This window comes from Mycobacterium avium subsp. avium, assembly GCF_009741445.1.
Classification (GTDB): Bacteria; Actinomycetota; Actinomycetes; order Mycobacteriales; family Mycobacteriaceae; genus Mycobacterium; species Mycobacterium avium.
The window spans coordinates 2281018-2297389 of the sequence record NZ_CP046507.1; the positions used below are offsets into that span (position 1 = coordinate 2281018).

16 protein-coding genes are annotated in these 16372 nt (G+C 70.1%); 4 read left to right on the plus strand and 12 right to left on the minus strand.

What is annotated here, in order from left to right:
- On the plus strand, positions 1–1293 hold the full coding sequence (locus MAA44156_RS10645) for a protein kinase domain-containing protein (protein WP_409231157.1): 1293 nt from the start codon (positions 1–3) through the stop codon (positions 1291–1293).
- A 134-nt stretch (positions 1294–1427) separates the two neighbouring features.
- Complete coding sequence (locus MAA44156_RS10650; RefSeq protein ID WP_009976541.1) at positions 1428–2873, plus strand: FAD-dependent oxidoreductase; 1446 nt, start codon at positions 1428–1430, stop codon at positions 2871–2873.
- Here the strand turns inward: MAA44156_RS10650 and MAA44156_RS10655 are convergent.
- The 3 genes from MAA44156_RS10655 to MAA44156_RS10665 form a co-directional block, all read right to left on the minus strand.
- Positions 2870–4258 carry a class II 3-deoxy-7-phosphoheptulonate synthase gene (locus tag MAA44156_RS10655; RefSeq protein ID WP_003872245.1) on the minus strand — a complete coding sequence of 463 codons (1389 nt, stop codon included), beginning with the start codon at positions 4256–4258 and terminating at the stop codon, positions 2870–2872. The two genes, MAA44156_RS10650 and MAA44156_RS10655, sit on opposite strands and share 4 nt — an antisense overlap.
- A 91-nt stretch (positions 4259–4349) precedes the next feature.
- Positions 4350–4838, minus strand: a complete 489-nt coding sequence (locus MAA44156_RS10660; RefSeq protein WP_009976539.1) for a polyadenylate-specific 3'-exoribonuclease AS — start codon at positions 4836–4838, stop codon at positions 4350–4352.
- Positions 4839–4858: 20 nt separating this feature from the next.
- A complete protein-coding gene (locus tag MAA44156_RS10665) occupies positions 4859–5728 on the minus strand; it encodes a hypothetical protein (RefSeq protein WP_031351624.1) in 870 nt (289 codons plus the stop codon).
- Between the two features lie 106 nt (positions 5729–5834).
- On the opposite strand from MAA44156_RS10665, the gene MAA44156_RS10670 reads away from it, so the two are divergent.
- Positions 5835–7124, plus strand: coding sequence for a glycosyltransferase 87 family protein (locus MAA44156_RS10670; protein WP_010949412.1), 1290 nt, complete (start codon positions 5835–5837; stop codon positions 7122–7124).
- On the opposite strand, the gene MAA44156_RS10675 is transcribed toward MAA44156_RS10670, so the two are convergent.
- The 5 genes from MAA44156_RS10675 to MAA44156_RS10695 form a co-directional block, all read right to left on the minus strand.
- A complete protein-coding gene (locus MAA44156_RS10675; RefSeq protein ID WP_009976536.1) occupies positions 7121–7846 on the minus strand; it encodes a lysophospholipid acyltransferase family protein in 726 nt (241 codons plus the stop codon). The two genes, MAA44156_RS10670 and MAA44156_RS10675, sit on opposite strands and share 4 nt — an antisense overlap.
- Positions 7847–7933: 87 nt before the next feature.
- Entirely contained in the window at positions 7934–8323 is a 390-nt protein-coding gene (locus tag MAA44156_RS10680) for a hypothetical protein (protein ID WP_009976534.1), read from the minus strand.
- Positions 8320–9600: an ArsA family ATPase gene (locus tag MAA44156_RS10685; RefSeq protein ID WP_085988250.1), complete on the minus strand. Its 1281-nt coding sequence runs from the start codon at positions 9598–9600 to the stop codon at positions 8320–8322. The genes MAA44156_RS10680 and MAA44156_RS10685 overlap by 4 nt, the downstream gene beginning before the upstream one ends.
- On the minus strand, positions 9593–10030 hold the full coding sequence (locus tag MAA44156_RS10690) for an SRPBCC family protein (protein WP_009976532.1): 438 nt from the start codon (positions 10028–10030) through the stop codon (positions 9593–9595). The genes MAA44156_RS10685 and MAA44156_RS10690 overlap by 8 nt, the downstream gene beginning before the upstream one ends.
- A 115-nt stretch (positions 10031–10145) precedes the next feature.
- A complete protein-coding gene (locus MAA44156_RS10695; protein ID WP_009976531.1) occupies positions 10146–10544 on the minus strand; it encodes a hypothetical protein in 399 nt (132 codons plus the stop codon).
- Positions 10545–10710: 166 nt separating this feature from the next.
- Here MAA44156_RS10695 and MAA44156_RS10700 point away from each other — a divergent pair, with 166 nt between their 5' ends.
- Complete coding sequence (locus MAA44156_RS10700; protein ID WP_009976530.1) at positions 10711–12513, plus strand: AMP-dependent synthetase/ligase; 1803 nt, start codon at positions 10711–10713, stop codon at positions 12511–12513.
- A 178-nt stretch (positions 12514–12691) separates the two neighbouring features.
- Here MAA44156_RS10700 and pimB read toward each other — a convergent pair whose 3' ends face one another.
- The 4 genes from pimB to MAA44156_RS10720 all read right to left on the minus strand — a co-directional run bounded on the left by pimB (position 12692) and on the right by MAA44156_RS10720 (position 16338).
- On the minus strand, positions 12692–13825 hold the full coding sequence (pimB, locus tag MAA44156_RS10705; RefSeq protein WP_009976529.1) for a GDP-mannose-dependent alpha-(1-6)-phosphatidylinositol monomannoside mannosyltransferase: 1134 nt from the start codon (positions 13823–13825) through the stop codon (positions 12692–12694).
- A 37-nt stretch (positions 13826–13862) separates the two neighbouring features.
- Positions 13863–14693 (minus strand): hypothetical protein, encoded by an 831-nt coding sequence (locus MAA44156_RS10710; RefSeq protein ID WP_009976527.1) that lies wholly within the window; start codon positions 14691–14693, stop codon positions 13863–13865.
- 31 nt (positions 14694–14724) lie between these two features.
- A complete protein-coding gene (gene ripC, locus MAA44156_RS10715; RefSeq protein WP_023861627.1) occupies positions 14725–15882 on the minus strand; it encodes a peptidoglycan hydrolase RipC in 1158 nt (385 codons plus the stop codon).
- A gap of 180 nt (positions 15883–16062) precedes the next feature.
- The gene (locus tag MAA44156_RS10720) at positions 16063–16338 is read right to left on the minus strand and encodes a hypothetical protein (RefSeq protein ID WP_227974639.1); all 276 of its coding nucleotides are present in this window, start codon (positions 16336–16338) and stop codon (positions 16063–16065) included.
- Positions 16339–16372: the final 34 nt, after the last annotated feature.

Consider the following 16372-nt stretch of genomic DNA (forward strand, 5'->3'; position numbering starts at 1 on the left):
TTGATGCGCGCGTTGAGCCCGTGTTCCGGCGCCCAATCACCACCTCGCCCCTACGATGGCCCCGTGGCCCAAGCTGAATCGCCCGGCTCCTCCTCGGGCACGTTGCTGGACGGCCGCTATCTGATCGAGTCCAAGATCGCCAGCGGCGGCACCTCGACCGTCTACCGCGGCGTGGACACCCGGCTCGACCGTCCCGTCGCGGTGAAGGTGATGGACCCGCGTTACGCCGGCGACGAGCAATTCCTGACCCGGTTCCAGCGCGAGGCCCGCGCGGTGGCCCGGCTGAAGGATCCGGGCCTGGTGGCCGTCTACGACCAGGGCCTGGACGCGCGGCATCCGTTTCTGGTGATGGAGCTCATCGAGGGCGGGACGCTGCGCGAGCTGCTGGGCGAACGCGGACCGATGCCGCCCTACGCGGTGGCGGCGGTGCTGCGTCCGGTGCTGGGCGGGCTAGCCGCCGCGCACCGGGCCGGCCTGGTCCATCGCGACGTCAAGCCGGAGAACGTGCTGATCTCCGACGACGGCGAGGTGAAGATCGCCGACTTCGGGTTGGTCCGGGCCGTCGCGGCCGCCGGAATCACCTCTGCCAGCGTGATTTTGGGCACCGCGGCGTACCTGTCGCCCGAACAGGTGCGCGACGGCGCGGCCACCCCGCGCAGCGACGTGTACGCCGCCGGCATCCTCGCCTACGAGCTGCTGACCGGGCGCACCCCCTTCACCGGCGACTCGACGTTGGCGATCGCCTATCGGCGGCTGGACGCCGATGTCCCGCCCCCCAGCGCGGCCATCGACGGCGTGCCCGCGCAGTTCGACGACTTCGTGCAGCGCGCGACGGCCCGCGACCCGGCCGACCGGTACGCCGACGCGGTCGAGATGGGCGCCGATCTGGACGCGATCGCCGATGAGCTTGCGCTGCCCGGCTTTCGGGTGCCGGCCCCGCGCAACTCCGCGTTACACCGGTCAGCGGCGCTGCACCGCGAGGCCGGCCGGCGGGCGCCCGGCGCCGAGCCGCCGGCGCGGCATCCCACCCGCCACTTGACCCGCGGACCCGAGGAGTGGCCGCAGCCCGAACCCCCGGCACACGTCGGGGCCGAACCCGATGACGACGAGGACGACTACGAATACCAGTCTGTCACAGGCGAATTCGCCGGCATCCCGATCAGCGAGTTCGTCTGGGCCCGCCAGCACAACCGGCGCATGGTACTGGTCTGGTTGGCGCTGGTGCTGGCGGTCACCGGGATGGTCGCCACCGCGGCCTGGACCATCGGGCGCAACCTGAACGGACTGTTCTAGCTTTCCGGCGCGGCGCGCGTCCATCGGAAGGCGCGACGGCTCAGCGGGGTGGATCGCGCCCCGGGGGCGACACGATCTTAAAGTAATCACAATGTTCTCTTATTTTTCTTAATTTTGGTGTACCGTGCTTTCGTATGGGTTCGACAACGCAGGGCGTCGACTCGCCGAACCGGCTCGGTGAGCACGCGGTGGTACTGGGTGCCGGGATCGCGGGTTTGCTTGCCGCGCGCGTACTTTCGGAGTTCTACGATTCGGTCAGCGTGGTCGAGCGGGACAAATTGCCCGACTATCCGTGCCACCGCAGGGGCATCCCCCAGGGCCGTCACGTGCACAACTTCTACAGCCGCGGCCTACAAGTCCTGGAGGAATTGTTTCCCGGTCTGCTCGATGACCTGGCCCGGGCGGGGGCGGTCGTCGTCGACGACGGTGACCTGTCGCGGTTCTACGTGCGCTTCGGGCGCTACGAAATGAAGAACTCGGGCGCGTTCGCCGATCCGGACGCATTGGCGCTGCACATGACGACCCGGCCGTTCATGGAATTTCACCTGCGCCGCCGCGTCAAGGCCCTGCCGAACGTGACGTTCCTCGACGGACACGACGTGTGCGACCTCCTCAACACCGCGGACATCGTCAACGGCGTGCGAATCACCCGGCGCTACAACGGTTTTCTCATGGCGCTGGACGCCGATTTGGTCGTCGACGCCATGGGGCGCTCGGCCCGTACGCCGGCATTTCTGGAAAGCCTGGGCTACCAACGGCCGACCGAGGAGCGGGCGGTGGCCCGATACGGCTACGCGAGCCAACAGTTGAGCATGCCCGAGGGGTCGATCGCCCAGCGGCTGGTCATGTTCAACCCGGGGGGCGGCAGGCCGGCGGGTTTGCTGCTCGCCAACGAACACGACACGTTCATCCTGGCGATCGGCGTGCCGGCCGACACCGGCGAGCCACCAACCGATTTCGCCGCGATGCTCGCGATGGCCGAGCCGTCGCTGCCCCCGGCCATCGTCGAGGGCCTGCGCCGCGCCTACCCCATCGGGGAAGCCGTGACATACCACCACACCGCCGCGTTCTGGCGGCGCTACGACCAGCTGGCCGATTTCCCGTCGGGTCTGCTGGTGATGGGCGACGCGCTGTGCAGTCTCGACCCGACCTACGGCCAAGGCATGACGATCGCCGCGCTGGAAGCGCTGACCCTGCGCGAGTGCCTGCGCGCGGGAGATGCCCTGCTGGCGCAACGCTTTTTCCGGGCTACGACCCAGTACATCGGCGCGACGTGGGCCATCAATCAGGCCAGAGACCGGACCACGTCCGGCGTCTACCACGGGATGCGGCAGCGGCTGCAAGGCTGGATATCCAGGGCGACGTTGAATGCGTCAACCCAGGATGTCGTGCTGACCGAACGCTGCTTTCGCGTCTTCAACTTCATCGACCCGCCGTCGCGGCTGCGGGATCCCGCTCTGTTACCGCGCATCGTGTGGGGCAACCTACGGGCCCGGTTCGCCGCAAAGCGACACCGCTCCGAGACGGCTCCGGTCGGGCCGGCGAGCCCGCCGGGGAACAGGATTGCGGTACGGTCCTAGTCGCGCAGCATCTCGGCGACCAGGAAGGCCAACTCCAGCGACTGCTGGGTGTTCAGCCTTGGGTCGCAAGCGGTTTCGTAGCGGCCGACCAGATCCATGTCCGAGATGTCCTGCGCCCCACCGAGACACTCGGTGACGTTGTCGCCGGTGATCTCCACGTGGATGCCGCCCGGATGGGTGCCCAGCGCGCGGTGCACCTCGAAGAAGCCCTGCACCTCGTCGACGATGCGGTCGAAGTGCCGGGTCTTGTAGCCGTTGGACGACTCGTGGGTGTTGCCGTGCATCGGGTCGCACTGCCAGATCACCTGGTGGCCGGTGGCCTGTACCTTCTCCACGATCGGGGGCAGCAGATCGCGCACCTTGCTGTTACCCATCCTGCTCACCAGGGTCAGCCGGCCGGGCTTGTTGTGCGGGTCGAGCCGCTCGACGTACTCGACGGCCAGCTCCGGGGTGATCGTCGGGCCGATCTTGACGCCGATCGGGTTGGCGATCACCTCGGCGAACGCGATGTGCGCGCCGTCGAGCTGGCGGGTGCGCTCGCCGATCCACACGGTGTGCGCCGACAGGTCGTAGAGCTGCGGCTCGCCGGCATCGCTGTCCGACAGCCGCAGCATGGCGCGCTCGTAGTCGAGCACCAGGGCCTCATGGCTGGCGTAGATCTCGGCGGTCTGCAGGTTGCGGTCGGCCACCCCGCAGGCGCTCATGAAGCGCAGCCCGCGATCGATCTCGGTGGCCAGCGCCTCGTACCGGGCGCCGGCCGGCGAAGTCCGGACGAATTCGCGGTTCCAGTCGTGCACCAGGTGCAGCGAAGCCAGTCCCGAGGACGTCAGCGCCCGAACCAGATTCATCGCCGCGCTGGCGTTGGCGTAGGCGCGCACCAGTCGCGACGGATCATGTTCGCGCACAGCGGCATTCGGCGCGAAGCCGTTGATCATGTCGCCGCGGTAGGACTTCAGCCCCAGCGCGTCGATGTCGGCCGACCGCGGCTTGGCGTACTGCCCCGCGATGCGGGCCACCTTGACCACCGGCATGCTGGCGCCGTAGGTGAGCACGACGGCCATCTGCAACAGGGTGCGGATGTTGCCGCGGATGTGCGGTTCGGTGTTCTCGGTGAACGTCTCCGCGCAGTCCCCACCCTGCAGCAGGAACGCCTCACCCCTAGCCACCTGGGCCAGCTGCTCCTGCAGCCGGACGATCTCCGAGGGCACCGTCACCGGCGGCACGCTCTCCAGCACCGTGCGCATCGCGGTGGCCTGGTCGGTGGGCCAGCTGGGCTGCTGGGCGGCCGGTTTGGCCAGCGCGGCGTCCAACCGCGCCCGCAGATCGCCCGGCAGCGGCGGCAGCGGCGGCAGCTGGTCGATCGGGATGTCGACGGTCCAGTTCATCGGTCCATGGTAACCGGGTCGCGAAGTCCCCTGGTCAGGGTTGAACTGCGGGAACGCGCGGGCGCCTCAGCCGGGCGCCTCAGTCGGCGTCTCAGCCGGCCCCGGTGATGATCCGGAACCGGCGCAGCTGATCGCGGGCGTCGACCAGCGCGTCGTGGGCATCCGGTGAGCGCGGCGGCATCCGCGGGCAGCCCCGGTCCTCCCACAGCTGGCGCAGTTCCCGGGTGAACCGCGGGATGGCGCGCGGCAAATCCGGCATCGGGCCCCACAGCTGACACAGGGCCACGTGGTCGTAGGCCGCCACCCAGGCCCACAGTTCGATCGGCTCGCTCTGCGCGGCGCGGACCCCGAAGAACTCCTCCAGGTCGTCGCGGATCTGCCTGCGGGAGCGCCACAATTGCGACGCCGGGGGCGGCAGCTTGGGCAGCACGTTGGCGCGCACCCAGGGCCCGGCGCGCTCGGGATCGAATTCGGTGGACACCGCGTAGTACTCGCGGCCGTCCTCGGCGACCACCCCGATCGAGATCAGCTCGATGGTGCGGCCGTCCTCGATGAATTCGGTGTCGTAGAAATACCGCACCCGGGAAGCCTACGGCCGGCTTACCTGCCGATCAGGATGGGACCGGTGGGCGCCGGTGCCGGATGGACCTCGTGGTCGAGCGTGGCATCGACGGTGCGCTCGTCGGGAAATCGGGGCGTGCCGGCGATGGCGCACTGCAGATACAGCTTGGCCCGCACCACCGGGCGGCGCAGCGTCCTTTCCCGCTGCAGCGCGCGGCGCATCTTCTCCGGCTGGGTGGAATACCGCCAGCGGGCCCACGGCGCGTGCGGACGCGACAGCCGGACCGCGCCGATGACCAGCAGCACGACGAGGAACATGCCGAGCAGGCCGGTCCACATCTTGCCCTTGAGCACCACCACCACGGCCAGCGGCAACGTCAACACCATGGCGCCGCCCACCAGCGCGCGCAGCATCATCGAATCGGCGCCGTGCCACATCGGCAGGAAGAACATTAGCGGGTGCAGGCCCATGATCAGCAGTCCGCCCACCGCCACCGCGGCGAACACCGCGTCCACCGAGGTGCGGCCGTCCTCCGACCAGTAGACGTCGGACAGGTGCAGGATCAACGCGTACTCGTCGAGCACCAGGGCGGCACCGATCCCGAAAAACGTTGCGGCAACGGTGAATTCGGGCTCATGCCCGTTGATGGACAGCGTCACCAGCGTCAGGCCGGACAGCAGCGTCAGGACCACCCCGAACGTCACGTGGTGGATGTGCACCCCCCCGACGTGGACGTTGCGCGGGTGCCACCACCGGGCCGGCCGGCCGGTCTCGGCGCGGTGCCGGATGAACCGCACGAACGAGCGGGTGACGAAGAACGTCAGGATGAAGGCGACCAGGCAGCACAGCAGGGGCAGGTGTCCCCGGTCGTAGACGTCATGTGCGAACCACCGGGTGACCTCGGACACGAACGAGTGGAGCACCCTTGAAACGTACGCCAGCGCGGGTCCGGGGCGTGGGAGCCGCGCTGCAGCAGGGGTGGCGGCCTGCGCACCCATTACGCTGTTGTGCGACATGAGTACGCGGCAAGCGCCCGGGGCCGGCTTCCCAGGCAAACGACCGGGGTGGGCGCTGTGGTGGGGGTTGGCGTGGCTGACGGCCGCCGCCGCCCTCGGGTACGCGGCGTGGCAGTTGTTCGGGCACACCCCCTATCGCATCGACATCGACGTGTATCAGATGGGCGCCCGGGCCTGGATGGACGGCCGCCCGCTGTACCGCGGAGACGTGCTGTTCCACACACCGATCGTGGATCTGCCGTTCACCTATCCGCCGCTGGCCGCCATCGTGTTCTGCCCGTTCGCCTGGATGCACATGCCGACGGCCAGTGTGGCGATCACCGCCCTGACGTTGGTGTTGCTGGTCGTCTCGACCGTGATCGTGCTGGCCCGCCTCGACGTGTGGAGCACCTCGGCGCTGCTGCCCGGCCCGGCCTGGCTGCGCCGGTGGTGGCTGGCCGTGGTGGTCGCGGCGGCCGCCACGATCTGGCTGGAGCCGATCAGTTCGAACTTCGCCTTCGGCCAGATCAACGTGGTGCTGATGACGCTGGTGATCGCCGACTGCCTGCCGCGGCGCACGCCGTGGCCGCGCGGCTTGCTGCTGGGGCTGGGCATGGCGCTGAAACTGACGCCCGCGGTGTTTCTGCTCTATTTCCTGCTGCGCCGCGACCATCGCGCGGTGCTCACCGCGCTGGCCTCGTTCGCGGGGGCGACGCTGCTCGGTTTCGTCCTGGCCTACACCGACTCGTGGGAGTACTGGACGCACACCGTGCACCACACCGACCGGATCGGTTCCGCGTCGCTGAACACCGACCAGAACATCGCCGGCGCGCTGGCCCGCCTGGGGCTGGCGCAGCAGCCGCGGTCGCTGCTGTGGGTGGCGGCGTCGCTGCTGGTGCTGGCGGTGACGGTGTGGGCGATGCGGCGGGTGCTGCGCGCCGACGAGCCGACGCTGGCGCTGGTGTGCGTCGCACTGTTCGGGTTGGTGGTCTCGCCGGTGTCGTGGTCGCACCACTGGGTGTGGGTGTTGCCGACGGTGCTGGTCACCGGCGTCCTGGGCTGGCGGCGGCGCAACGCGGCGCTGCTGGTGCTGAGCGTCGTCGGGGTGGCCCTGATGAGGTGGACGCCCATCGACCTGCTGCCCAAGCATCACGAGGCCAGCGCGGTGTGGTGGCGCCAGCTCGCCGGGATGTCCTACGTGTGGTGGGCGCTGGCGGTCATCGTCGCGGCGGGCGTCACGGTCACCGCCCGCGCCGCCTCGCGGGACGCGGCGCCGCAGCAGCTGACGCCGGTCACCGCAATCGGCTAACCCGCGGCCGTCTCGGGAATCCGCGCGGCCTCGTCGCCGGGCGCCTCGGCGCCGCCCTTTTTGAGGCTGGCCGCGTAGATGTCGACGTATTCCTGCCCCGAGAGCCCCATCAGCTCGTAGATCACCTCGTCGGTGACGGCCCGCTCGATGAAGCGGTTGCCGGCCAGCCCCTCGAACCGGGAGAAGTCCATCGGCTTGCCGAACCGCACGGTGACACGGCCGAACCGCAACATGTTGGAGCCGGGCGGGTTGACGACGTTGGTGCCGATCATCGCGACCGGGATCACCGGAACCCCGGTCTGCAGGGCCAGCCGGGCCAGCCCGGTCTTGCCCTTGTACAGCCGGCCGTCGGGTGACCGGGTGCCCTCGGGGTACATGCCCAGCAGCTTGCCCTGGGCCAGCACCTGCTGCGCGGTGGTCAGCGCGGCCTGGGCGCTGTCGGCGTCGGTGCGGTCGATCGGCACCTGGCCGACGGCGGTGAAGAACCACCGCTGAAACCAGCCCTTGAGGCCGGTGCCGGTGAAATATTCCGACTTCGCCAGGAAGGTGATCCGCCGTCGCACCACCAGCGGAAGGTAGAAGCTGTCCATCACCGCCAGGTGATTACTGGCCAGTATCGCCGGCCCGGAGCTCGGAACATGTTCTAGGCCTTCGACTTTCGGCCGTCCCAGCAAAGACAGCAGCGGGCCGAGGAGCACGTACTTGAATAGCCAGTACCACATGGCCCCTCCCTCTCGGCTGCACCCGCTGATGTTCTGCGCCAACTGTACCCATCCGGATAAGAAGGGACCACCTGCCGCGCGGCCGGCTCACTCCTCGAAGGTCACCGGGATGGGCTGATACCGGGTCCGCGGGGCCTGCCCGGTGTCGGGGGTGTCGGGGGCGCCGCCGGGCGGGCCGTCGGGTGGGGGTCCGGGTGTCGGGCCAGACGCCCGGTCGATGTCGGCGACGATGTCGCGAATCACCTCCAGCAACGCGATGCTGTGATCGGCGATCGCGGTGAGCAACGGGTGCTGGTCGCCAGTCGCCAGCGCGGCCAGCGCACACACCGGGCACCAGACCTGCTGGCACTTACCGGTTCCCGGGCCGGCGCCGGCCGTCAGCGCCGCCGCCGCCCGCACGGCGGGGTCGATGCCGTCCAGGATCGACTCGGCGAGCCTGCGCAGCTCCGGACCGATGTCGGGATGAGCCCCACTCACTTAGGCCACACCTCCGGATCTGGTCGAAAACGCACCGTCAGCTCGCTGCCCCGCAGATGCGCATCCAGCACCGTGCACCGCCGCAGCACCGACGCCAACCTCACCCTGCGCCGCAACCCGCCGGCGCTGATGATCAGGTCGTCGTCGACCCGGCCCAACGTCAGCGCCGACGGGTCGAGTTGCGGCAACGCTAGCCGCATCCGGTAGATCGACCCAAGTCCCGTCCCGGATTCCAGGTCCACGGTGGGCCGCAGCGGGCCGGGCGGCGCGGCCCCGCCCCGGCGCCGGGCGGCGTCGAGCAGCGCCCCCAGCGCCTTGGGTCCGATCGGCTCGCCGGACAGGTGCGGGGTCAGCACCAGCGCCACCTCGCCGATGGCGGCGTCGAGCTCCTCGAGCACGCTTTGCTGCTCGGCAATGCGTTCGGTGTACCAGTAGAAGGCCGGATGCTCGGGCAGGTTGCGGTACTCGTACGAGTCATCTTGCAGCAGAACCTGATTCACGATCAGCTCCTCGACCCGCACCCCCATCAGGGCCAGCGACCCCAGGGTGCGGGCCGCCTCGGCGGCCACCACCCGCTCGGGGGTCAGCACCAGGTGCGCACCGACCAGGTCGCCGTCGGTGAGCAAGGCGCTGAGCGCCTCCACGCTGGCGCTGACGCGCTCGAGCAGCTCCACCACCGCGGCCGAGCGGGCGTCCTCGGCGGTCAGCGACAACCGGCGGTGCCGCGGCCACGCCCGCTCCACGTAGAGGCCGAAGGTGGCGGGCAGCGTCAACATGCGCAGCGCGTCCGCGGTGGAGGCGCAATCGACCACCACCCGGTCCCATCGCCCGGAGCGGGCCAACTCGCCGACGGCGTGCAGACCGAGCACCTCCTGCACACCCGGCAGCGCCGAAAGCTCTTCGGGCGCAATGGTGCTCAGCTCGGAGTCGGGAAATCTCCGGTCCAGGGCGGCGACCACGTCACGCCATCGGGCCTCGAGCAGGGCCAGGGTGTCCAGCGCCAGCGCGTCGAGGAACCCGCCGCCGGCCTCGGCCCGTCCGGTCTCCAGGTCGGCGAGCACCCGGACCAACTCAGCCTGACTCGGCGGGACGGGGACGCCCAGCACATCGCCCAGCGAATGCGCCTGGTCGGTGGAGACCACCAGCACCCGTTGCCCCGCGCCGGCGGCGGCCACCGCGGTGGCGCAGGCCAGCGTGGACTTGCCTACCCCGCCTTTGCCAACGAAGAGACTGATCCGGGCCGGGGTGGGCGCCGACGATGCACCGGACTCACTCAGCCTCGACTCGTTTCTTGAGATCCTTCAACGCGGTGTCGGTCAGCCGCCGCTCGGCCTTGCGCTTGAGCAGGCCGATCATCGGCATGGCCAGGTCGACCGAGAGTTCGTAGGTGACTTCGGTACCGGATCCCTTGGGCGCCAACCGGTATGAGCCCTCCAGGGCCCGCAGCAGCGAGCTCGACACCAGCGTCCAGCTGACCGACCGCCGATCCTTGGGCCACTGGTAGGACATCACCATGGTGTCCTTGAGGACGGTGGCGTCCATGACGATGCGCGCGACCTTGGGGTAGCCGTCGGCGTCCTTTTCGACGACTTCGGCTTCCTTGTATTCCGAGATCCATCGCGGGTAGGAATCGATGTCGGCGATCACCTTCATCACGGTGTCCGGGTCGGCTTCGATGTAGATGGTTTGGGTCGTCTTCTCCGCCACCTGGTTGTTGCCCTCTCTCCCGCGCCCGGATCGCCCCCGGCCTCCTGGGAACTGCCGTGCGGGAACCCCGCGGGTCTCGGTCCGACACGGTACTCTCCGCGCGGACCTGACCCGGCTAAACTACCGGAGAAACTCCGACCGGTCGCGACCGTTCCAGTGTCGCCTTGACCTCGAAGGCCATTTTCTTGCCCGCCACCCGGCGTCGGTGCGTCATTTTCGCCAGGTTCAGCTTGGCCAGCTGCCAGGCGGCCACCCCGGTCGGCTCGGCGTGCAGGAAGTAGTGCAGCACGACGCCGTCCAGCCCTTCCTTCAGCGGCTCCAGCCAGACCTCCATGGTGCCGGTGAGCGCGCCGGTGACCGACCACCGGATGCCCTTGTCGCCGCGGTCCTCGACGACCTGCAGGCGCAGGTCCGGCCACCAGCGCCGCCAGCTCGCCCGGTCGGCGACCGCGGCGCCCACCCGGGCGCCGTCGGCCGCGACGAACGTCTCGTCCGCGATCTGGATGCTGTGCATGACCACAGCTTCACACACCGCCCGGCGGCGCCGGACCCAGGGCAGGCAGGGGCAATCGGGTCCCGCGCTCACCCACCGTCGCCGTGCTGGGTGGATGCGCGGATTAGGCTGGTCGGCAGCAACCCGGCTCCCGGGAAACGTCACGAGGTCGATTGAGGTCATCAGAGTGCGTGAGTACAGCGTCCCCGCCCGCTTCTCCGTCGGCGAAAACGAGAACATCGCGACGATGGTCTTCGAGCACGAGCGCGACGATCCGAACTTCGTCATCTACCAACGCCAAGTCGACGGGGAGTGGACCGACGTCACCTGCGCCGAGGCGGCGGCTCAGATCCGTTCGGCCGCATTGGGTTTGATTTCACTGGGGGTACAGGCCGGCGACCGGGTGTCCATCTTCTCGGCCACCCGCTACGAATGGGCGATCCTCGACCTGGCGATCTTGGCGGTGGGCGCGGTCACCGTGCCGATCTACGAGACGTCCTCGGCCGAGCAGGTGCGCTGGGTGCTGCAGGACTCCGAGGCGGTGCTGGCGTTCGCCGAGACCGACGAGCACGCGGCGATGGTCACCGAGCTGACCGCCGAGCTGCCCGCCCTGCGCCGGGTGCTGCACATCGACGGCTCCGGCCCCAAGGCCCTCGACCAGCTGGCCGAGGCGGCCGCAGGGGTGGAACCGGCCGAGCTGACCGCGCGTCTGGACGGGCTGCGCGCCCAGGATCCGGCCACCCTGATCTACACCTCGGGCACCACCGGGCGGCCCAAGGGCTGCCAGCTGACCCATTCCAACCTGCTCTACGAGACCCGCGGCGCCAAGGAGAGCCTGCCGACGCTGCTCGACCAGGGGCAGCGGCTGCTGATCTTCTTGCCGCTGGCCCACGTGCTGGCCCGCTCGCTGACCCTGTCCGCGTTCGCCAACAAGGTGACCGTGGGATTCACCAGCGACATCAAGAACCTGCTGCCGATGTTCGCCGTGTTCAAGCCGACCGTGGTGGTGTCGGTGCCGCGGGTGTTCGAGAAGGTTTACAACACCGCCGAGCAAAACGCCGCCAACGACGGCAAGGGCCGCATCTTCGCGATGGCCGTGCAGACCGCCGTCGACTGGAGCGAGGCGGCCGACCGCGGCCGGCGGGGTCCGCTGCTGCGGGCCAAGCACGCGTTGTTCGACCGGCTGGTGTACCACAAGCTGCGGGCGGCGCTGGGCGGCGACTGCCACGCGTCGGTGTCGGGGGGCGCACCGCTGGGCTCGCGGCTCGGGCACTTCTTCCGCGGCGTGGGCCTGACCATCCACGAGGGCTACGGCCTGACCGAGACCAGCTCGGCGATCACCGTCAACCAGGTCGGCAACGTCAAGATCGGCACCGTGGGAACGCTGTTGCCGGGCAACAGCATGCGCATCGCCGAGGACGGCGAGCTGTTGGTGCGCGGCGGCGTGGTGTTCAGCGGTTACTGGCGCAACGAGCAGGCCACCGCCGACGCCTTCACCGACGGCTGGTTCAAGACCGGCGACCTGGGCGTGCTCGACGACGACGGGTTCTTGAAGATCGTCGGGCGCAAAAAGGAGCTCATCGTCACCGCGGGCGGCAAGAACGTCGCCCCCGCCGTGCTCGAGGACCGGCTGCGAGCGCACCCGCTGATCAGTCAGGCGATGGTGGTCGGCGACAACAAGCCGTTCATCGGCGCGTTGATCACCATCGACCCCGAGGCGTTCGGCGGCTGGAAGCAGCGCAACCACAAGGGCGCCGGGGCGTCGGTGGCCGATCTGACCACCGACCCCGATCTGGTCGCCGAGGTGGACGCCGCCATCAAGGACGCCAATCAGGCTGTGTCGCATGCCGAATCGATCCGCAAGTTCCGCATCCTGCCGGTCGATTTCACCGAGGACACCGGCGAGCTGACCCCGACGATGAAGGTCAAGCGCAACGTGGTGGCCGAGAAGTTCGCCTCCGACATCGAGGCCATCTACGCCAAGGACTGACGGCTCTGACGGCTCTTCGGCTCTGACGGCTCTTCGCCGCCGAGCGTCACGCTGGCGTGGCGCCGGCGCGCGAGCGTCACGCTGGCGTGACGCTCGCGGCCCCGCGTGACGCTCGCGGCCCCGCGTGACGCTCGCGGCCCCGCGTGACGCGGGGCCGCGGCCCGGCCCGCTGGCGGCGCTAGTCGCCCAGCAGCCCGGCCAGCCGGGCGGCCAGGGTGTCCCAGCGCCACTGGCTGGTCACCCACTGGCGGCCGGCCGCGCCCATGGCGGCGGCCCGGTCCGGGTCGCTGAGCAATTCGGTGACGGCGTCGGCGATCTCGGTCACCGAGCGGCCGTCCACCACCAGCCCGGTCTTGTTGTGCTGCACCGTTTCCGGTGCTCCCCCGGACCTGCCGGCAATCACCGGGACACCGCTGGCCGAGGCCTCCAGGTAGACGATGCCCAGCCCCTCGACGTCCAGGCCGGCGCCGCGGGTGCGGCACGGCATGGCGAACACGTCGGCCAGCGCGTGATGGGTGGGCAGCTCGGCGGCCGGTATCCCCCCGGTGAAGGTCACCTGCGCGGCCACCCCGCAGTCGCGGGCCAGGGCGCGCAGCGATTGCAGGTGCGGGCCGCCCCCGACGATGACCAGCGCGGCGCCGTCGACCCGTTGCACGATCGAGGGCATCGCTCGGATGAGCATGTCCTGGCCCTTGCGCGGCACCAGCCGGGACACGCACACCACGGTGGGCCGCTCGCCCAACCCGTAGCGCTCCCGCAGCCGCGCCCGGCCGGCCGGATCGGGCCGGAACCGGTCGGTGTCCACGCCGGACGGCAGGTATTCCAGCCGCGCCCTGGGCCCGAACGCCGGCGCGAACCGGGACCGGGTGTAGCGGCTGACGAAGGTGACGACGTCGGTCTGTTCGCCGATGCGGCGCAGCACCGAGCGCGCCACCGGAAGCATCGACCACCCCACTTCGTGGCCGTGCGTGCTGGCCAGCACCCGGCGGGCCCCGGCGGCGCGGGCGCGTTGGGCCAGCAGCGCCAGCGGGGCGGCGGCGCCGAACCACACGGTGTCGATGACGTGCTCGGCGATCAGCCGCCGCATCCGGGCGTCGACCGCGGGCCCGGGCAGCATCAGCGTGCCCGGGTGGCGCACCACCCGGTAGCCGACGGCCTCGTCGTGAGCCTGCGCGCCCTTCCAGTCCGGTGCATACACCGTCAGCTCATGCGAGCCGGCGGCGGCCAGCCGCCCGACGAATTCGCCGAGGTAGGACTGGATGCCGCCCGGGCGGGGCGGAAAGTCGTTGGTTACCAGCAGGACCCGACTCACTGGGTTAGGCTAGCCTGGCGGCCCCGCGGGCCGGCCCCTAGTGGGTCAGCCACTGATGCCAGCGGGTGAGCAGGCCGGCGGGGCTGGTCCCCAGCACCTCTTGGGCCGCGGTGGCCAGATCGGCGCGCCGCAGGCCGCAGGTGGCCAGGTACAGCTCGCGCAGTTTCGGCGGTCCGTAGCTGTCGGCGACGAACCGGGCGAACCACCAGGCGCGGTCGTAGGCCGACGAACGCTGCGGCCCCGGCACGTCCAGGTCGGTGTCCGACGGCAGCGTCAGCGGCAGCAACGCGTCGGCGGGCACCGGCGCTGGCGGCCGACCGACGAAGTCGGCGACCCCTTCGGTGAGCCAGCGGGGCGCGTCGGCAACCGTGTCCGCGCGCGACGCGTAGTGAAAAAGCTCGTGCGCCACCACGATTCGCAACGACGCCGGGCTCATGTTGGCGGCACCCGGGGCGAACACGATGCGCTGGCCGGACGCGATCCGGCGCACCGGATCGACCCGGTCGGAGACGGTGACGGCCGCGATGTCGGCCCACTGCGTCGCCGGGCCCCCGCCCGCGGCGGCGCGGAATTCCTCGTCGGTGCCGGCGGCCACCACCGAGATCTCCCGGCTCCAGTCGGCGCCCCAGAACGCCTCCACGGCGGTGATCGCCGCGCCCATGCCCGCGGCCACCCGGGCCAGCAACCGGTCACTGGCCGGGCCGCCCAGACCCAGCAGCCGGACGGTGCGATCGCCGACGACCAGCGACCTGCTCGACGCGCTGAATTGGCTGCGCACGGGGCTGACCAGCTGGGCGGGACGGGTCCGGCCGTCACGTTCGGCGTCGAACGGCACCGCCGCGGCCACCACGAGTTCGACGACGAACACCCAGGCCAGCAGGACCGCGAGCCGCGGGCGTCTAGTAACGGCGGGCGTCGTAGATCGGGCCGGAGGAGTTCATCGGCACCACCCGCACCGGCACACCGTAGGTGGAGGAATGGATCATCATGCCGTCGCCGATGTAGATGCCGGCGTGTGAGGCGTCGGAGTAGAAGGTCAGCACGTCGCCGGGTTGCAGGTCCGAGAGCGAAACCGGTTGTCCGCCATGGGCCAACGCCTGGCTGGAGTGCGGCAACGAGATGCCGGCCTGCTGGAACGCCCACATCACCAGGCCCGAGCAGTCGAACCCGCCGGGCGCGGCGCCACCCCAGACATAAGGTGAACCGACCTGGGTCAGCGCGGCCTGCACGACGGTGGCGCGGTCGCCGCCGCCGACTCCCCCGCCGCCGGGAGCCATGCCCGGTGCGCCGCCGGGAGGCGGAGCCTCACCCGGCCCCGGCCCGCCCGGGGGCGTGCCGGGCGGCGCCGCTTCGGGCGCCGGCGCACCGGGTGCCGTCGCGGCGGCCGGGACGGCCGGTCCGGGGTTGGCCAGCGCGGTGCGCTGGTCGGCCGTCAACGACATGTACTGCGACTTGACCACCGCAATCTGCACCTGCAGCTGACTTTGCTTGGACTGCAAGCTCGCTCGCACCGCGGCGGCCTGCTCGGCGGCGCTCTTGGCGTCGGCGGCCGACTTCGCGGACTCGCGCTCGGCCTTGGCGGCCTGCTCGCCGGCGATCCGGTAGCTCTTCATCTGGCTGGCCATCTGCGTGGCCATCAGCCGCTGCACGGCCAGCTTGTCGATCAGCCCCTGCGGCGACCCGGCGGTCAGGATGGCTTCCATGCCGTCGACGCGACCGCCCATGTAGGTCGCGGCGGCCAGGTTGTTGACCGCGTTCTGGTAGGACGCCAGGTGCGCCTTCGCCGCGTCCACCGCGGCCTGGTCGTCGTCGTGCTTCTTCTCCGCGGCGCGCTGGGCGGCCAGCTTCTCGTTCAGGTCGAGCTGGGCGCTGTGCATGGCCTCGGTGGTCTGCTCGGCCTGACGGGACAGCTCGTTGAGTTTCGCCATGGCGTCTTCGGCCGGGTCGGCGCACGCGGGCGCGGTGACGATACCGAACAGGATCGCGAAGCCAGCTAGCGTCCCCAGGGCCGAACGTGTCAGGGCACGCGCAACCGGGTACCTAGAGTCAAGCCTCAAGATTTGCTTCCTTAAACGGCCATCGACGAATCGCGGTCGTCGAGCGGGTTTAGGTCTCAAACAGGTTACGAAACGATATCGGCGTTTGTCCAAAGCGGGCGGTTAAGAAATTAGAAAGAACTCTGTCATTTTGATGTGGACCATTCCGCCTGAGCCGAGGGCCTTTGGCGGACAAGGCATTTAGGCTACACCAGTCCCGCGATCCCGACGAATCGGGACCAGCCGCAGCCGTGGTGCCAGGCCGGCGTCGGCCAAAACCTCCAAAGCCGCTCGATCGTCCTGCAATAAGGTATCCGGGACCCCGAGTATCACGCCGACCACGCAGTCGCGACATCCGGGTCCGCGCGCCGCGCAGTCGTCGCAGTCGATCACCACCGGCGCCCCCGGCTCCGGCGTCGCGGCCGGCGCCGCACCCGCCGTCGCACCCCTGTCGGTGGGTCCAGTTCTCGATGCCATCGGTCCGTCCTCTCGGTCTGGCTCCGCGGAGCGG

Bases quoted from the DNA above. Each gene is read 5' to 3' on its own strand.
- MAA44156_RS10650 (WP_009976541.1), top strand. From the start codon at position 1,428: ATGGGTTCGACAACGCAGGGCGTCGACTCGCCGAACCGGCTCGGTGAG.
- MAA44156_RS10655 (WP_003872245.1), bottom strand. From the start codon at position 4,258: ATGAACTGGACCGTCGACATCCCGATCGACCAGCTGCCGCCGCTGCCG.
- MAA44156_RS10670 (WP_010949412.1), top strand. From the start codon at position 5,835: ATGAGTACGCGGCAAGCGCCCGGGGCCGGCTTCCCAGGCAAACGACCG.
- MAA44156_RS10675 (WP_009976536.1), bottom strand. From the start codon at position 7,846: ATGTGGTACTGGCTATTCAAGTACGTGCTCCTCGGCCCGCTGCTGTCT.
- MAA44156_RS10695 (WP_009976531.1), bottom strand. From the start codon at position 10,544: ATGCACAGCATCCAGATCGCGGACGAGACGTTCGTCGCGGCCGACGGC.
- MAA44156_RS10720 (WP_227974639.1), bottom strand. From the start codon at position 16,338: ATGGCATCGAGAACTGGACCCACCGACAGGGGTGCGACGGCGGGTGCG.